The organism is Shewanella waksmanii ATCC BAA-643 (assembly GCF_000518805.1).
GTDB lineage: Bacteria > Pseudomonadota > Gammaproteobacteria > Enterobacterales > Shewanellaceae > Shewanella > Shewanella waksmanii.
In genome coordinates, this window is sequence record NZ_JAEH01000042.1 from 1 (window position 1) to 18,036 (window position 18,036).

The window sequence follows — 18,036 nt, forward strand, 5'->3', positions numbered from 1 at the left end:
GCCAGAAGGCGGGCAGGTGACGCCGGCGAGTCAGCGTGTGGCCGCGGGTGAGGCAGGTGTGGTTAAGCTCACACCAACTAGTGGATGGCACATAGTTTCAGTGAGCGGGTGTGGCGGGACATTAACCGGTGACAGCTATATCACAGCGCCAGTGACAGAAGCTTGTCACATAGAAACCAAGTTTGAACAAGAAAGTTATCTAGTATCGATAGAGTTAAACGATATTCAAGGGGGAACTGTCTCCCCTGTTGAACAAATGGTATTACATGGAGAACAAGGCTTTTTTGATGTTGCTATTAGTGATAATTGGATTGTAGATAGAGCTAGTGGTTGTAATGGAAGTCTAGTAAATGGCATATATAGTACGTCGGCGATTACTGAAAGTTGTCAAATTAGTATTTTACTTAAGCATCTGAAGCATACGGTTACAGCTGCTCTAAGTATTAATGGAGGAGGTCGTATTTCACCAACGTCTGTACAAGTGGCAAATGATGAGAAATTTTCGTTTACTGTCACACCAGATGATGGGTGGCTAATTAATGAGGTAACAGGTTGTAATGGCTTGTTAGCCTCTAACATATATACAACTGAAAATATTCATTCTCCTTGCAATATTACCGCAGACTTTATACCTCAAACTTATTTAATTTCTACTGAAATTGAAAATCCTCAAGTAGGCACCATATCGCCAGTTGAGCAATTTATTGATCACGAAGGTAGTGGTACGTTCGAATTACAACCAGCTGCTGGCTGGACCGTGGAGTCAGTGAATGGGTGTGGTGGAACACTAATTGATCTAGTGTATACGACTGGAAAAGTTTATGGGCCATGTTCAATTAAAGTAAAATATGGCGTCGACTCGAAAAAATATCTAATTTCATCTGAAAATATACTTAATAAGCAATCTATAGCAAGAAGGTATTATGACGGTTTTGATTTGGATGACGTTAGGGTTGTAAAAGTAACAAATGACACTTTTAGAATTCAAAACTATACGCCTAGGAAGTTGAAACGCCCTATGATAAATGTCAATGGTACAATATTGGTTTTGGATACTGGAGTTGAAGCATTTTCAATTGTCGAAGCTACTATACCTATATCTTTAGGTATTGGGAATATTGCTAGTATTAGTTTCATCGACGATACGCCATTCTTTAAGGCTAAAGTTAAAAGCTTCAAAAATAATGAATCGAGTAGTTTATTCAGAGGAACAACTGAAGCATATGCTGAGAAGTATCTTAAGCAAATAAGGGCTCAAAAGTATTTTGATAACCGCTTTGAAATTGTCCACGGATTTCTTGACTATAAAAATATGAATAGCACGAAAAAAGGTAATGTTAATGGATTCGATGTTGACGTTTACAATGATGCTTGCACCTATGATGGTAGTGATGGAATATTAAATGTTGAAGTTCCTTTTATGGATGGGAGTATATCTCAAGCTGATAAGGTTGAAGTTTTTGTTACAGCTAATGATAAGTCCACTAATTCTGTCAAACTGTTTAGTTTACTGGCACATAAGCCAAGTTCTGTATACCGTATCCTTAACTCCAATTCATTAGGGCTTGCAACGGTAGGTAATGGTTGGCTTTCGGTTTTACATAACCAATTAGTTACAGGTAAATATCCAAAATCGACTTATGAGCATGAAAAATTGCATAATCATGGTTTTGGGCATGATGGAGGGATGACATACGGCTGGTCGGATCAGTTTGTTAAGCTAATTAGAAATAACTATTATGATTTTTACTCTGATAGCTATAACTATTTGTCAAGTGATAAAAACTACATTGCTAGATATCGTTTTGTTGACTATGACCAAGATAATATCGCTGTATTGATATGGTGGGGTGGGAGAGATTTGTACGATAGGGATATTCTGGATAAACATCATTTGAACAAGTTTATATTTAATTCCAATAAGATTAAATTTAAAGAGATTGGAGTGTTTGATAATGAGACTTTCTCACCGTTTAGCTTCGATGTTAATGCAGATCAAGGTAAAACAGTTGGGGCTTTTAACAGTGGCGATTTTAAGCCTTTAACTCTTGCTGAAATTAATGGGAACTTGCAGAACTATCCAGCTTTATATGCTGTGTTTTCTAAGCCTAGTGAATCTGTGAATTTTCTAGTAGCCAGTGGTAGCGATGACAAATCTCGTTCAGGTAATTTAATTGTTAGATATCCTAGTCGTGGTAATCTTAGTGAATTAAATAGTAATAGTATAAGCAGCAAGTTTAAGAGAAGCAGTTTTGGATTTTTCGAGGATAGACACGATTACCATGTTCTTTTAGAGGCAGTTAGTTCGACTAGTTTGAGCGGTTCTAATGTTTCTCAATATCGCCTTTTTTCTTTAGATGAAGCAGAGGCATTCTGTCAAAAGAATAATATGACACTTGCAACTTTTCCTGATTTGAAAGCTGAAAACCTTATTGAAATTCAAAATAAATATTTATCTAATGCATCAATGGTAGGCTTAGACCCGATATCGTTAGAAGCATTATCTTTATCTGTAGCTCGCTCTAATGATGATGAGTATTTTATTGAATATGTAAAAAAAGGGCAGTTAGTATTATGTCGTTAGAAAAGTGTGTGGTTTTAATAGGAAAGGAATAATGAATATATTTAGATTTTCTAAGCCAATAGCATTCTATGGTGCTTTGATTTTTTACAGTAGTTTGGTGAATGCTGTGTTTGTTGAATCTGTTGATGGAGGGTTTTCTACTGAATTAACACTTAGTGGAAACATATCGCAACAACCTCTAAGTTGGATGTGGGATATACCTGATCATACTCAAGAAGGGTTATTGAATGATTGGGTTATGAAAAAAGATGATATGGTCATAGAAGGTAGTAATGCGCTTTATGAATTTGATAATAAAGTTGCATACAGGTTGCTACAGGGATATACCAAGAGACTAGCTTATAGCGGCGGTTTAGCAATACGTCCTAATATTGTTTTAGGTAATGCAACTGACGAAGTTACTGTAGACGGTACTATCCAAACAGTAGAAGTTGCTGCTTTAGGTTATTTTTCCAACGAAGCAACTATAAGCGGCTCATTAACCATGACAGTGCAAGCTGGAAATGCTATTGCTTTGTATTGGCAGAATACGCAAAAAAAATGGTTGGCTAATAGTGATAGTGAGCTAGGACTGTCTGCCAAAGCTTTGTTGAAGAACAATGTAGAGAATTTTAGTAGTTATTATAGTCATATTGATGAAGAAAAAACTCAGCCTTATCAGTGGATATATAATATGGCAGGTGAGGAGGGGGCATTACAGTTGGGGTTAGCATTTGACTCAAAAATTTCAAACTACCAACTCAGATTTCCAATAGCAGCAGTCCCTGTAGTTTGGAGTGCTGAGCTTCCTATTACAGTTACCTTTCAGTAATATTATCGGTAAACAGTTTCCACCTTGGATAAGAAAAGGATTTCTTTATTTTACGGAAAGGATTCCGAATTTTTATCTTTCTATTATGGTGCTTTTACACAAATCAAGCGATTAGCTAATATGATTTATGCTGCATTGTAAATACTTTGCATTAGTGGATTTTTTTAGTGTCGTTTTTCAATTTTAGGATAATTTGGTTTTGCATATTTTTGATTGCCTTTAGATTAATGGGATTATCAATTCATATATTTTTATTGTTAAGTTAAAACTATCCTTGTTATCTATCTATACTTTTTTAATTCTTGAAATGTTTTGATGGCAACAATTTATCTTAGTCAAGATGTACAATCATGATAAGGAGGCTATGTTGTTAGTGAACGGTCATAAATTCCATATTAAGAAATCTAGACTCATTCTTTTTTGTATTGATTATCTATGTATTTACTGAGGTAAAAGTAAATGTCACAGGATAAATAAATTGTCGTTGTTTTGATAAAAGATATCCAAGTTCCTTTTTACCTGCTGTACTGCACTATCACTTTTTTGGTTAAGGTTAAGCAAAGTAATAAATTTAAATTGTTACGAGCACAGTAATGTTTTATTTTTAGACCGTGGTCACGGTGCTAATGCTTTGTTTTCGTTGTTATTTAGTTAATTTAATTTTTCGATCTATTCTATAAATATTGCGCTAATTTCATTTTGAAACAGGTTTTTAGTCGCGTTAATCTAGGCGTGATTTGATTCGGCTAGCTATGCAAGGGGTACTTGGTTTTGGGAGAAAAATTTAGTGGAATGAGATTTATGAAGTTTGGAGTCATAAATTTCTAAATGACGGGTGCTAGTTTTCAATCGCAAGGTCTTTCTAAATTAGCCCAATGATGATGCTTGTTGAGCTATGTAGAAGGTTAATACTGTTGTTAACTGGCCTACTAAAATTCACATCTTAACTAATATTGTTTTTATAATCTTATAAATTCCGTTTTTAAGCTCTTTGTTTGCTTAAGTGTCTAGTAGGTAAGTTGATTTTTGATTTGCTAGTGTTTTTTGTTTTAGGTTGCTGAGCGGTAAAAAGTAAATTTTAAGGCTTTGTCATCTTAATATTTTTTAATTTTTTTTATTGTCTTTGGTATTTGCTTTGTCTCATCTAAAGTTTGGTTGTCGGCATCGGCAGACGCTTGTAACGTTATTAAACATACATATGCAGGAGGAATGCAAAATATCATGTAGACAAACCAAACGGGATATTCAGCGAGCGGATATACTATATACAGCGAGCAAAGAACGTTCTGATTTGAAATGGTACATAATATATGATTGCGATTTTAACTTAAACACGCCTTTGTTTTTGTGCTAGCACCATCGCATGTCATTTTGTACTTTTGTAAACTGATTATGCGTTCCTATATGAAGTGTGTTGTTGCGTTATTTGCAGTTTGCCGTTGACTGAGGGAATGTGGATGTTGAATTGAAATATTTGAAATATAAAGTAGTAAGTGGATTAACACGTTTTTATGAACAGTGTATATGTTGCTCATTGCGCTGTGGTACAAAAATGAGAACAGGCAATTTATTTTACTAAAGTATGTTTCATTTTCATTCGATATTCGCTTAACGAAAATGTGACTGTATTTTAATAGAGACGAAACTCAATTTAGGTCACTTTTGTAAGTATGTAAGTAGCACGATAATGTGAAACTACTTTGAATATGTATATAAGGATTGATGAAATGAAAAAGACGATGATCGCAGGTATGGTGTCGGTACTTATGGCAGCTAGTGCGAATGCTGCGTTTACTGAGTCAGCTGATGGTACGTTTACGGGCTCTTTGAGTTTTAGTGGCTCCATTACAGATACACAACCTGCTTGGATGTGGGAACTCCCAGAAGTGACAATCAACAGTGTAACTGATTGGAATGTTGACAAAGCTGCTGGCGTTCTAGAAGGTGAAAACGCCGTATTTGACTTCGCTGATAAGGGAACGTTTGAGTTTCTTCACGGATATACAAAATCTGTAGCTGCTGGTGGTCAACCTGGCTTTCGTCCTATAGTCACAGTTGGTGAAGGCGATACAGCACAAGAAATTAATGACACAGTTAAATCTATTTCTGTTGTTGCAAGTGGTGTTGGTAGTGATGGCGCGGCAACAGCCGATGGACAGTTATCATTTAGTATCAGTGGCGGTAATGCGGTCGCGTTTTTCTGGCCAGAATCTGGTTTATGGTGGTTGGCGTATAGCGGTGGAACAGCTGGTGCTAATGCTCGTACATTGCTTCAGAGTAATGTAGAAAATTATGCCACTGTTTACGCGCAAATTGATATGGAAGAGGAAAGAGCTTTTTCTTGGAACTATAATTATCTAAATAATACCTCGTTGAATGCGTCAGGCGCGTTTGATTCAACCATGTCTGATATCAAACTTAGTTTCCCATCTACTTCAGTTCCTGCCACATGGACTGCCGATGTGCCAGTTACTGTAACCATGATGTAAGGTAAAACTTTGCATTAATAATAGAAATTGCCCATCAATTTGATGGGCAATTTTGTTTGTACGATATATAAGGGGTCAGATATGCAGCTTAGTTTAGATGTTTATGTCCAAGAGATCGTGGCAACAAGTGGTCGCCCAGAAGGCGTGAGTGTAGAGGTATTGGTTCGCCCTATAGGAAGCAGCCTACCAACCAGTGTGTATTATGATCTTTTAAGTCAAAGTAAGGCAAAAAAAATCATCTTGGCTTCAATGACTTCAATTTTGAATTTAGATTTTTCAGATATGAGCATGATTGCAGGATCTGGTGAGCAAATTTGTCAGTTGTTTTTTAATGTTGAACCAGAATTACTTCCTGAAATAAAAAAAGAGATAGTTGAGTTTCATGCAATGCTAAAGATGTATGGAATAAAACTTGTGATTGAGTTAACTGAAAGGGTGACTTTGGAGTTTGATAAGAAGTATAGAGATATATCTGAGACACTTTTTGAATTAAGCGACGAAGGAATATGCTTTGCTATGGATGATTTTTCAGGTTTCCGAGATGTAAGGCGTGGATGGCTTCTTACCGGCGCGATCTCTATTGTCAAATTAGTTTTGCCAAATGATTTTTCCTATGTTAGCAAAAGTCGACATGATTTCTTATTTTTGGTCAATGAAATAAAGGCTAGAAACGTTGATGTAGTCATAGAGAAAGTCGAAACATTTAAAGAGTTATTGTGTTTGGATATGCTGAGCTGTGACTATGTGCAAGGGCATTTTTTTGGGGAACCGCAAAAGGTATCTGCGTTAAGTGTTTTTTAGTGTTCTGGTAGGGAGTATGTTTAGCCTTTGGAGGTCAAATGAGAAGATTGAACAGTTTAGTTATCTTGTGTGTAGTTTTAGTCTTGTCTACGGCATGTGGTTCTTTTGTGGAGCTGGAAACACCAAACCAGAACGATAGGGTAAAGCTTATTATAATACATTATACCGCAATACAGGAGGATGAGACGTTAGCACGATTTATGGATGCAGAAGCTGAAGTCAGTTCACATTTTTTAGTCAGCAAAAAAAATATTTATCGGTTAGCTGATGAAAGTAAAAGAACTTTTCATGCTGGTTATTCTAGTTGGAATGGACGTTCTTTTTTAAATGATACATCGATAGGAATAGAACTTGTACAAAAAATACAGTGTGGAAATGATGACTTCGACTCTGTTTGTATGTTTAAGGATTATGACCCGAAGTTAATCATCAACTTAGAAAAAGTATTGGCACATGTGTATGAACGGTATCCCAATATTGAAGCCATTAATGTGGTTGGTCATCAAGATATTGCAACAAGTCGCAAACTAGATCCAGGCCCTAGATTTCCTTGGCAGTACTTATATAGTAAGGGTTACGGTGCTTGGTATGATGAACAGGATTTTTTTAACGAATATCGTAGTATTAAAAATATCGGCTTTGATGAAAGTGATTTGTTTCAAGTTATCGTTAGGTATGGTTACAGTGAAACTGATGATATGGAAACCGTTATTAGAGCATTTCAGGCACATTTTACACCGACTCATATAGCAGGTAAGGCATGTCCATATACCATGGCTGTGGCGATGGCTTTGTTGAAAAAATATAAACAATCTGACTATGAAGCTGCTTGGGCATCGCTAAAACCTAAAGTAACTGGACAAGTTAAAGGCCATGATTCAAAAAATAGTTTGGAGCCGGGCTAGAATGGTGCTTGTTAGTTTTACTAGCGCTCTACTTAAAAGGTAAGGGCGCTTTTTTGTGTCCGTTTTTGGTGAAACAGGGGATACGTTTAGCTAAAGCGATTGCCTTTTGCACGGCTTTAGACAGAAAAGCGTTGAGTATAGTAAAACAGTTGGTGAAATTGACTGAGACTGCTTTGTCATCGCTTTAGGTCAGCGAGTGGAATAGGAGGGAAGAAGGATATCGGCAACACAGGCGTGTTGCCGATAAGACACATTACTTCTTGTAAGAAGAAGCGATGTTGTCGATACGATCGTTAGCGCGCTTAGCTTCAGCTTGTGCGTCCATCGCAGCAGACTTAGCGTCTTTAACATCAGAAGCTAGAGAACCTTGCTCAGACTTCAGAGAGCTAACTTCAGCTGATAATTGATCAACCTTGTTACCTAGGTTAGCAACGCTTTCTTCAAGAGCAGTAGTGTTTGCACAGCCACCAAGTAGGGCAGTCATTGCTACACCAGCAATCATCAGTACTTTTTTGTTCATTGGGAAATCCCTTTAAATCAGTTGGATTGAATGGAGCAGATGCGTAGTACAACTGCAACTTGTTAATTATGTCATAGATAGCGTAATTTGCTATTTATTTTCACCCTAAGGTATTAATACATTAACTAATAAATGCCCAAATGCAAGTCGAAAGCCGCATTTTTAAACTAAGTTGACGTTTTCTTCACATAAAAGTCATATATCTACAGTTTATTCGACTGTTCTGATGCCTAAGTGACTAACTTGGCTTTAACTTTTTCGATGCAAGCGATGCGTTCAATTTGCAACTGGGTTTTAATATCAGCCCCTTGATAACCCGCTTCGATAATGGCTTTTACTGGCACATTTTTAGCGGCTTCATAGGCGGCGATAACATAACCTGCTTGCGGATAGTCCTGCTGCTCAAAGCCTGTTCGGCCTTTCATATCAGCTTCGCAACAAAGCAGTAATTGTGCTAATCGTTGTGGTTTGCGCCAAACATCGGCTTTATCGAGTATTTTTAACAAAGTCTCTGCACGCAACTCGAATGCATTATGGATGTTTTGATGCTGGTCGCTAACAAGTAAAGCTAAGTCTTTGTATTCGTTTGGAACCTTAATTCTGGCACACAATTGTTTAATTAAAGGCAGGCCTTTTTGCCCGTGGCCATGGTGTTTCGGCCACATGGCTGCAGGCGTTACGCTTTTACCTAAATCATGCAGTAATGCAGCGAAGCGGACTGCTTTATCGTCACTTAATAAGCTGGCTTGCTCTAATACCAGTAAAGTGTGAATTCCGCTGTCTATTTCTGGGTGCCACTTTTGCGGTTGCGGTACACCAAATAATTGATCAATTTCCTTAAATAATACCTTTAAGGCGCCGCAATCTCGTAATACCTGCAAGAAAACCTGCGGTGACTGGGTGGCTAATGCTTTGTCTAGTTCTTGAAATACTCGCTCTGGTGTCAGGGCGTCTAGTTCGCCATTGCTGGCCATGGTTGCCATCAACGTTTGGGTTTCCTCGGCTACCGTGAAGCCTAGGTGAGCAAACCGAGCGGCAAAGCGTGCCACTCTTAGCACCCGCAATGGATCTTCAATAAATGCCGCTGATACGTGTCGCAGCTGTTTACGGGCCAGATCTTGTTGGCCGCCGTAAGGATCGTACAACTTGCCTTCATCGTCTTGGGCTATGGCGTTGATGGTTAAGTCTCGGCGAATCAAGTCCTGCTCAAGCGTTACATCTGGCGCAGCGTAGCAGCTGAAACCATTGTAGCCTTTTGCGGTTTTTCGTTCGGTACGCGCAAGGGCGTACTCTTGTTGTGTTTTGGGGTGCAGAAATACCGGAAAGTTTTTGCCGACTTGTTGGTAGCCCTGTGCCAACATCTGTTCTGGGGTTGCCCCCACCACCATATAATCGCGATCTTTTATTGGTAACGCCAACAAAGCATCACGCACCGCACCGCCTACTAGGTAGATTTTCACCTTGATTCACCTCTTTAACTGCTTGGCGATATCTTAGCATGGCTGTATAGCAAAGCGTGCGCTGAACTGTGATTGGCTAGAATTAATTTGGGGTAATTTTTGACAATGATTGGCCTAGGGATTAGTTTGGAGCCTCATTTATTGAATTGGACTCTAGGCTGCATGTATAAGGCGTTTTATGGACTAAGCGATAACCCGTTTTCTATCGCACCCAACCCGCATTATCTTTTTCTCAGTGATCGTCACCGTGAAGCACTAGCACACCTGACATACGGACTGGGTGAAACCGGTGGCTTTGTGTTGCTAACGGGCGAGGTGGGGACCGGTAAAACCACAGTATCGAGAACCTTGTTGAACCAGCTGCCTGACAATACCGATACCGCATTCATTCTTAACCCATCGCTGACGGAACTTGAGTTGCTCGCCACCTTATGTGATGAGTTAGGCATTGAATCTGGTGACTCACCCACTCTCAAACAGCTTACCGATCTACTTAGCTCGTTCTTATTGGCTAATCATGAGAAATGCCGTAATACGGTACTGATCATTGATGAAGCACAACATCTACGTGCGGAAGTGTTAGAGCAGTTAAGGCTATTAACCAATTTAGAAACCGACACCAAAAAGCTATTACAAGTGATCTTAATCGGTCAGCCAGAGTTACAGCAGCTGCTTAAACGCCAAGAGCTGCGTCAGCTTGCCCAACGTATTACAGCTCGTTACCATTTATTGCCTTTGACTGAGCAGGAAATCGCGTTATATGTGCAACATCGGTTACAGGTCGCGGGTCGACATGAGCCACTATTTAATCGCGGCGCAATAAAAGCCCTGCATAAGCACAGTGGCGGGATCCCGCGGCTAATCAATTTGTTGTGTGAACGCGCCTTGATGGCGGGTTACGCTCAATCAAAAGTGCCGATTGATGCCAAGATGGTGCGTACCGCCTCTGGTGAAGTGTTAGGTGAAGAGACTAAGCAAACTAACTACCTGTGGCCTGCGGTGGCAGGGCTAGCGGTTGTGACCACCTTTAGTGGTGCGCTTTACTGGTTCAGCCAAGGCGGCGACGGCCCAGTAAAGCAAACGTCAACAGCAGCGAGCGAGCCTACAACACAGCCTATAACGCAGCAAGTGACTAAATCTGCCAGTAACCAGCAGCTTTCTGCAAGCCAGCGTGTGCTGCAAAACGCCATCAATGCCAGTCGTGATATCGATAGTGCCTATGCCAGCATTCTTGGTCTGTGGGGCAAAGCGCCTTATGTTGGGTTAACGGCGTGCCAATCGGCGCAGCAACAAGGTCTTGACTGTTTTCAGCAGCAGGGCAATTGGCATACTATTGTGAAGCTAAACTTTCCTGCGGTGGTTTACCTGCAAGATGACAGTGGTCAGCCTTTTTACGGCACGCTGGTCTCTCGTCAAGGTGAGCAGATGTTAATTCAGCTCAATGAGCAGCAGCTTTGGGTTGATCGTGATTGGTTTAATCGTCACTTTAGCGGCACCTTTGAACTACTCTGGCAGTCGCCCAATTCTAATGTTACCGAAATCGGCCGCAATGCCAGTCAAGCACAGTTGCAATGGCTTGAAAATAGTTTAGCAACCATTGCCAGCAAGCCGCCTCGATTAGTGAGTTATTTCGATCAGCAACTTGAACAATCACTGCGTGAGTTCCAGCGTACTCATGGACTGCGTGCCGATGCGATTGCAGGTAGCCAAACCTTAGTGCAGCTTAATTTGTATTTGAGTGATCAAGGCCCTAGGTTGGTTGAAAATCGAGGACGTTACTAATGTCGATTCTACTCGATGCGGTGACACGTTCTAAGCAGCAACAAGATGGTCAAATTGATCCGGTTATGGCGCCGCGTGCACAATTGACACTGGCGAATGAGCGAACCTTGCCTTGGGGTAAAGTGGCATTACTTACTGGTGCGATAGCACTGAGTATTGGCGGAGCGTGGTTGTTTAGCCAGTTTTTTGAACTTAAAGGCAGCGCAGCGCAGAGTAGCAAGCTTCAAGTGCAAGTTGAGAGTGAAAAGACACCGCTAACCGCGCCAAAGCGTGATAGTTTAGCTGCTGAACCTGCTTTGCCAACTCAGCAGCAATCAGTGCGTTTAGCCGGTAAAGTTGCACTGCCAGTTGCGCAGCCCTATGTGGCTAACAACCAGGCTTATGTGCCTCAGTCAGCTAGCGCGGCTAATGCTGTTGATGAACCCTTGCGAGTCGGTGGTGAGTCAATGTCCAGTCAGTTAAACGTGTCGAACTCAAGCCGCAATACCCCATCTGCGAGTGATCAAACAGTCACTGCCGAAGAGCCCGTCATATTAGGTGCTAATAGCAACCAACGTGGTCAGCAACTTCTCGATTCGTTGAAGTATCAGGTGGAAGCCGCTGCCAATGATGTGGGATTTGACGAAACGGTCAATAGTGCCCGTCGCCAAGATAACGCGAAACAGACGGTCAGTAGCGGCGGTCAAACAGCGCAGCCTGACAATAATTTAGTCGCTGCTTTTGAAGCCGCGCTGCTAGAGCTGGAGCGGGAAAACTCTGTGGCGACGCCGGTCACTGAGCCCAAGCTTGACCCAATCCCTGCAACCCCAAGCGATGAACTGCCGCGTTATGGAGAGTTGCCTGCTGGGGTGCAGTTACAGGTGCCTGAATTTACTATCTTGGCCCATGTTTATGCTAGCGATCCTAATAATCGGTGGCTTAATGTTGATGGGGCAGAGCTGCAACAAGGCGATCTTATTGGTGGCAAGATGACCATTGTAGAGATCCGTCCGCGCGATGTAGTGTTAGAGGTGGCAGGCACAGAGTTTAAAGTACCGGCAATATAGTTAAGCTTTGCCGCTTTTATGATGAAACGGATACCTAGGTATCCGTTTTTTTATGGATTATTTTTTCTACTGAACTGTATTGTTTAACGGGGATAAATATCCGAAAAAATAGCCACTTAATCTGCTGGATTTTGTATAACTTTTTCCTAAGTATTAAAACGCTTACAGCAAACAATATTTTGACTAAGTCAAAATATTGACCGGGCAATAAATAAACAGTAATCTGCGGCTGATATTGTTTTGAGCTGCACACTTTTGCCGCTCGGTTTTGGGAATCGCTATGAGTTTTATCTTCAGAAGTGGCCTGTTAATGGGCGCATTAATCTGGTTAATTATCAGCGCTAAAAGCTTGCTGAACATGGGCGTAATGGATAACCCTAGTGTCATATTCGAACACACTTCATTGCTTATGCAGGTAGTAGTGGCTTTGATTATTTTACGGATGAATATGGGCGGTAAACGCGACCCATACTAGTATTTAAGCTAGATGGCGCTGCGAATCGTGACATTAAAGAGGTACATTGGGGCTTAACGAATCCCCACAAAAAGATAAGTTAAAATAATGAGATAAAATATTTGAGGAACATTCATGGCATTGGGTGATCAAATTTATCGCCAAACAAAAATCATCACGAGTCAATGCCATGAATGCGAACCAAGTTTTATCAAAATGCCTTTCCCTTGTCACCCCATCAATGCACAAAACTCGTCGACAGAGCCTATTCGCTGCAATCCAAAGCTCGATGAATGGGGCTGTACTTTCTATTACAGGGTTAGGACGTGAGATTAATAGCAAAACACTTGAAAAGCATAAAATCAAAGGTGTTGATAGGCTTTGCAGTAATGACAATTTACACAGATATCGCATTTATTTACACCCGCATGGCCTATTTACTCGTGGGGAAGATAAAACAGCCTATCATCCATATTGATTGGTCTGATTTAGATGAGCGTAAGCAACATTTTCTCATCCGTGCCTCACTCGCTGCTCAAGGTCGCTCGCTAACTCTTTATGAAGAAGTTCATCTCGTGAATATGAAAGAGAAGCCGAAAACACACTTGTTATTCATGCAAAGACTTAAAGCTATCTTGCCTAGTGATTGTAAGCCAATCATTGTTACCGATGCTGGCTTTCGGATACCCTGGTTCAGGCAGATACAGTCATTGAATTGGGATTACGTTGGAAGCTTTAGAAATCGAGCTCACTGTAAACAACTCGATGAATCAAGCTGGTATCCCGTCAAAGCGTTATATACTCAGGCGAACTCGAGAGCCAAATGGCTTGGTGAATTTCTATTAGGTGAGAACTCACCATTTCAATCTCGATTAGTGCTTTTTAAGCGAACACCGAGAGGGCGAAAAGATAAAAATGCTGTTGGTAATAAATCTCGAAGTAGCAAGTACTCTCGCGCCAATGCTGAACGTGAGAAGGAGCCTTGGTCATTAGCCACTTCTCTTTGCCAATCAAATGTTACCGCTAAGCGAATTGTTCAAATCTATGCAACTAGAATGCAGATAGAAGAAAGTTTTAGAGAGGTTAAAACCGGCTTAAAGATGAATGCTAGCGGAACACGAATCACCACCAAGCTCAATGTGTTGCTGCTTATTGCTTGTCTATCTCAGTTTACTCTCTACTTGCTTGGTTTAGCCGTAAAAGCCGCAAACAAACATCGGCAATGCCAAGCGAATTCAATCAAGTATCGCGTAACCTACTTTCAAGCCAGTTTATTGGCTTGCGAGCATACAAAGACAGAAAATTGAAGTTACTCAAGGCACATTGGGAAGCAGCAATCAAATCATTGATGGGGTTAATCAAGGAGCCATAAGCATGTTATTAAATTCGTGGAGATCCCTCAGCACGGGGCCCTTTTACTTAGTTTTTCTAAATATATTAACTCTCCATTTATCTTTGAACTGTGTAATATATGTAAATGCAAAGGTAAGTTTTTTAGCTCATTTGTATTCTTTCTGTATTCTTTCTGTGTTATTAATGTTGGCTCTGCTTTATTTTTTGTTATTAAAATAAAGAACAATCAAGTCAGCACTATTTAGTAAGTGTTAGTCTACTTATTGAAATCGAAGTCTATTTTTACGACTTGCATATAGAGTTAAGTTGTTGCGTGAGTCAAACGACTCAATACTAATGTGTTATATATTAACTTCAACATCGATAAAGGAAATTGTTACCGAATCGTTTAACTATTTTATGTTTAGAAGCTGCTGCGATAAAACAAAGGTTTGTTTAAGATCACTTCTAAAACCACAATAGTAATTAGATGAAGTGACGGCTGTTTACCTAAATCGATGTTGAAGTCAATGTTCTCATTGTTTCATGAGGTTCGGTGCTTTTACATTAAATAAATAATATTAATTTTGAGTGTCAATCTGATTGAGTAGTCGGTTTTATAAAAATAGCGGGATACTTTTCATTAATATTTTTTGAATTCTCCTAGATTACTTGCTTATCATTTCCACTGTATTTTAAGTAAAAGTGGCTGACCATGTCGTGGTAGTGACTAAATATGTAGGGAGTATGTCGTATCTCTTTGCGATGGAGCTAGGTAGAGAGTGCCGGGATTTTTAACACTATTCATTAGAAACTGAGATATGGCTTGGTAAGTTCTAACTATTCCGTCATTTCCATTAGAGTTAATATAGTGGTACGGTTAATTTGGTCTAGTTAGAGGTGACATTATGACAAAATGTACAAGAAGACTTTATTAGTGCAGAATTTATACTCGAATCAGTTCAATTAGTTTTAGATCAAAATTACTTAATTGTTGAAGTGGCTCAAGCCATGAATTTAGGATTAATGGGTTAGACAGCTGAGAGAAGAGAGTCAAGATAACATACTGAAAACATCTCTTACCACCCTAGAACAGATTGAAATTCGTGACTTGAAGAAGCAATTAACACGCCGGCAGGAGCATAATGTAATGTAAGAGTGCCGCAGCTCTGTTGATATTGGATTCACTGAACAATTCTTAATGATTGAGAAACTCAGGTAGCGCTACAACATAAAAACATTGTGCGAAGTGTTCAGAACTCATCGCAGCCGCTACAAGTATGGGAGAAAATATCAATTACCATTACACATAGAGGGTTAATTCTCACTGCATTGTCAGTGAATTACATACTGCAAGTAATGGATCGGAGGTGCTAGATAGATTGCTGATATGGTTAGCCAGCAAGGTGTCTAACTCAGCCGTTATTAGTCAATAATCGGATGAAAGAGTTTGCTATAGTTAGCTTTGAGGTATCATAAGCACAAATATCTAGAAGTGACACTGGACATATTGAAATTCCTAATCACACCCAGGTCGACAATTCGCTGTTACTACTCTAAATAAAGTCTGGATTGGTGATATCGGGCTGGTAACCGCTGGATGTATTTAGCTGCTGTGGTTGATTTATTTGCTCGTAAAGTTATTGGCCAGGCTATGTCATTATCGCCATATAGTCAGTTTAACTGATAAAGCACTTTCAATAGCCTATCATGGTCGTGGAAAACCTAAAGGTGTTATGTACCATAGCGATCCAGGAACTCACTATATAAGTAGAAAATTTCGGCAACTATTATGGCTATACCAGCTTAAACAAAGTTTATCTCGAGGTGGTAATTGCTGGGGTAATAGCCATATGGAACGCTTTTTTAGAAGCCTTAAGACAGAATGGATACCAAGAAGATCAAGGTATCGTTATTTTACAGAAGTACAGATCTAAATTACAAGATACATTATTGGATATTACTGCCAGCTTCGCTTGCACCAATATAATGGTGGGCTGACGCCAATGAGTCGGAGCGATTGTTCTGGCTAAACTCTACGATCGTGGCCAATATTAGTTGACTGCTAGATAATCATGGCAACAGCACTATGAGCAATAATGTTTATTTTAAATAGTCCATTAGATAGAGGCATTCCAGTAGTGGTAAGGCTCTTGACTATAAATTGAGTGCGGATAGGCAGTGCCACCCATAACTGTATCTATTTCAGCTAAAATAAATTCAGTCCACTCACTGTTTCTCTAATGTCACTTGAGGTTTTACCCCTGTTTTACCGGTTAGGCTTACTGTCTTATCAACCCTAAAAGATTTCATACATGCCTTCAAAATCAATCATAAAGGGGGGAGCACTATTCGCATCATAGTTGCCATCTTCTATCTGAGATTAAGCCTTAAGTTGTTTCCCATACCTAGAAGGTTTCATTATCGGTTGTTGCATCTTGAAATGTTAGTCTGGCCAGTAAATTCCCACCAGCTGATTCTTGCCATGCGGCGTATACTCCGGGTGCTGCTATAGAGAGTGTTAATAAGCAGTGGGTTACAATTTTCTCCCATCAAATCAACTTAGAAAGTTATTGTCGCTGTTGGAGAACATCAACTTATTTCATAAAAAGTGCATTTTTATATATCACTTTAAGAAGTTTAACTGTGTTTGCTTAGATGTAAAATTCTGTCATGAATGTAAACACCTATACCAATCAGTATTCTTATAAGATATTTGGTGTCGAGGAGTAATGATAGTAGCTGGTGAAGTAGAGGTGTTGAAGTTATAAGGTCAACTAGAGTGTTAATTAGGTGGTTTAATAATAATTAATTATTATAATTAATTGTTTGGTGTTTTTTTGTTTTAATGAGTTTATGTAATATCACTCCATGAGACAGTATAATGACTGAATTGAGCATTGCATGATGAGCCTGATGTGACGAGTCACATGAACGGGTAATGTAAGTTTGAAACGTGTAGTCAATATGAATATGGAGAGTGGAGAGCGATAATGAAAAAACGTGACATAGGCAAAAATGTCTATAAATCTTGTTGTTTGTGTATTGCTTTTGCCGTTGGGTTTGTAGGACTTGCAGATACAGTTAAGGCTGGAACATTGGATGTTTTATACTACAATCATTTTGAGAATGCATCACAACGTGCAGGGTGGTCAACACAATACCTTGCGCTGAAAGAACGTACGAATAATTGGGAGCTTCAGGCTAAATATGTTCCATCTTCTAGAGGGTCTGAGAGAATTACTGATGAGGTGAATCTTAGTTCAAAGGTGAGGTCAGCTACTCTTAACTATGATGTGAGGTTTCATTCCAAGTTTGAGTTTGTTAGAACCGGAAAACTTCATGGGCTCGGTGGAGGTTCGGCGACTACTGGATGTAATGCTAAAACGAGTAGAGGTTGGAGTGCTCGAGTGATTTGGGATGTGAATGGTGTTGCTAGTATTTATGTGTATCATCAAAATAGAGTAAGTTCCTGTGGAGATAGATGGACTGCTCAAGATTTTCGGTTTGAAGCAGGAAAAACGTATAGAGTTAGCCTATACGTATCGTTGAATTCCGCACCTAATGTTGCAGATGGTATTATTGAGCTATATGTTGATGGAGTAAAAATAGCGTCGGCAAATGGAGTAAGGTTATCAGGTCGAAGTGATGTAAAGATTGATAAATTTTTATTTCATACATTTCACGGTGGGTCTAATAGCTCTTACAGCCCAACAAAAAATGTCTTTACATATTTTGATAACTTTTTAATCATGGAAGGAAAAAACATAGTGATGGAATGATTTTAGTCTTTGTGATTAGTTAAATCCTTTTATTTGGTTGCTTGTGGCGAAATTCTGTGTGACTGTTGTT

At 39.7% G+C, this 18,036-nt stretch carries 11 protein-coding genes and 2 pseudogenes; 11 read left to right on the forward strand and 2 right to left on the reverse strand.

The features are described from left to right. The 5 genes from L865_RS23970 to L865_RS0115270 all read left to right on the forward strand — a co-directional run. Window positions 1–2,584 (forward strand): hypothetical protein (locus L865_RS23970; protein ID WP_037471322.1); only part of this gene is annotated, 2,584 nt, incomplete at its 5' end. A 31-nt stretch (window positions 2,585–2,615) separates the two neighbouring features. Continuing rightward, entirely contained in the window at window positions 2,616–3,395 is a 780-nt protein-coding gene (locus L865_RS0115255; RefSeq protein ID WP_028774025.1) for a F4 family fimbrial subunit, read from the forward strand. Window positions 3,396–5,122: 1,727 nt separating this feature from the next. Next, window positions 5,123–5,884, forward strand: coding sequence for a F4 family fimbrial subunit (locus L865_RS0115260; protein WP_028774026.1), 762 nt, complete (start codon window positions 5,123–5,125; stop codon window positions 5,882–5,884). Window positions 5,885–5,965: 81 nt separating this feature from the next. Beyond that, window positions 5,966–6,685 carry an EAL domain-containing protein gene (locus tag L865_RS0115265; RefSeq protein ID WP_028774027.1) on the forward strand — a complete coding sequence of 240 codons (720 nt, stop codon included), beginning with the start codon at window positions 5,966–5,968 and terminating at the stop codon, window positions 6,683–6,685. Window positions 6,686–6,723: 38 nt separating this feature from the next. Then, a complete protein-coding gene (locus L865_RS0115270) occupies window positions 6,724–7,590 on the forward strand; it encodes an N-acetylmuramoyl-L-alanine amidase (protein ID WP_084632556.1) in 867 nt (288 codons plus the stop codon). 253 nt (window positions 7,591–7,843) lie between these two features. Here L865_RS0115270 and L865_RS0115275 read toward each other — a convergent pair whose 3' ends face one another. Together L865_RS0115275 and L865_RS0115280 are read right to left on the reverse strand one after the other, a co-directional pair. Further along, complete coding sequence (locus L865_RS0115275; protein ID WP_028774029.1) at window positions 7,844–8,110, reverse strand: Lpp/OprI family alanine-zipper lipoprotein; 267 nt, start codon at window positions 8,108–8,110, stop codon at window positions 7,844–7,846. Between the two features lie 230 nt (window positions 8,111–8,340). Further along, window positions 8,341–9,570 carry a multifunctional CCA addition/repair protein gene (locus L865_RS0115280; protein WP_028774030.1) on the reverse strand — a complete coding sequence of 410 codons (1,230 nt, stop codon included), beginning with the start codon at window positions 9,568–9,570 and terminating at the stop codon, window positions 8,341–8,343. Between the two features lie 162 nt (window positions 9,571–9,732). Here L865_RS0115280 and L865_RS0115285 point away from each other — a divergent pair, with 162 nt between their 5' ends. The 6 genes and pseudogenes from L865_RS0115285 (at window position 9,733) to L865_RS0115310 (ending at window position 17,966) form a co-directional block, all read left to right on the forward strand. After that, a complete protein-coding gene (locus L865_RS0115285) occupies window positions 9,733–11,352 on the forward strand; it encodes an ExeA family protein (RefSeq protein ID WP_028774031.1) in 1,620 nt (539 codons plus the stop codon). Continuing rightward, complete coding sequence (locus L865_RS0115290; protein ID WP_028774032.1) at window positions 11,352–12,398, forward strand: general secretion pathway protein GspB; 1,047 nt, start codon at window positions 11,352–11,354, stop codon at window positions 12,396–12,398. Before L865_RS0115285 ends, L865_RS0115290 begins: the two co-directional genes overlap by 1 nt. Before the next feature lie 280 nt (window positions 12,399–12,678). After that, complete coding sequence (locus L865_RS0115295; RefSeq protein ID WP_028774033.1) at window positions 12,679–12,873, forward strand: hypothetical protein; 195 nt, start codon at window positions 12,679–12,681, stop codon at window positions 12,871–12,873. Between the two features lie 169 nt (window positions 12,874–13,042). Next, window positions 13,043–14,224: pseudogene (locus tag L865_RS23975) on the forward strand (IS4 family transposase). Window positions 14,225–15,092: 868 nt separating this feature from the next. After that, a pseudogene (locus tag L865_RS25155) lies at window positions 15,093–16,246 on the forward strand (IS3 family transposase). A gap of 931 nt (window positions 16,247–17,177) precedes the next feature. After that, window positions 17,178–17,966 carry a polysaccharide lyase gene (locus L865_RS0115310; protein ID WP_028774034.1) on the forward strand — a complete coding sequence of 263 codons (789 nt, stop codon included), beginning with the start codon at window positions 17,178–17,180 and terminating at the stop codon, window positions 17,964–17,966. Window positions 17,967–18,036 lie beyond the last annotated feature (70 nt).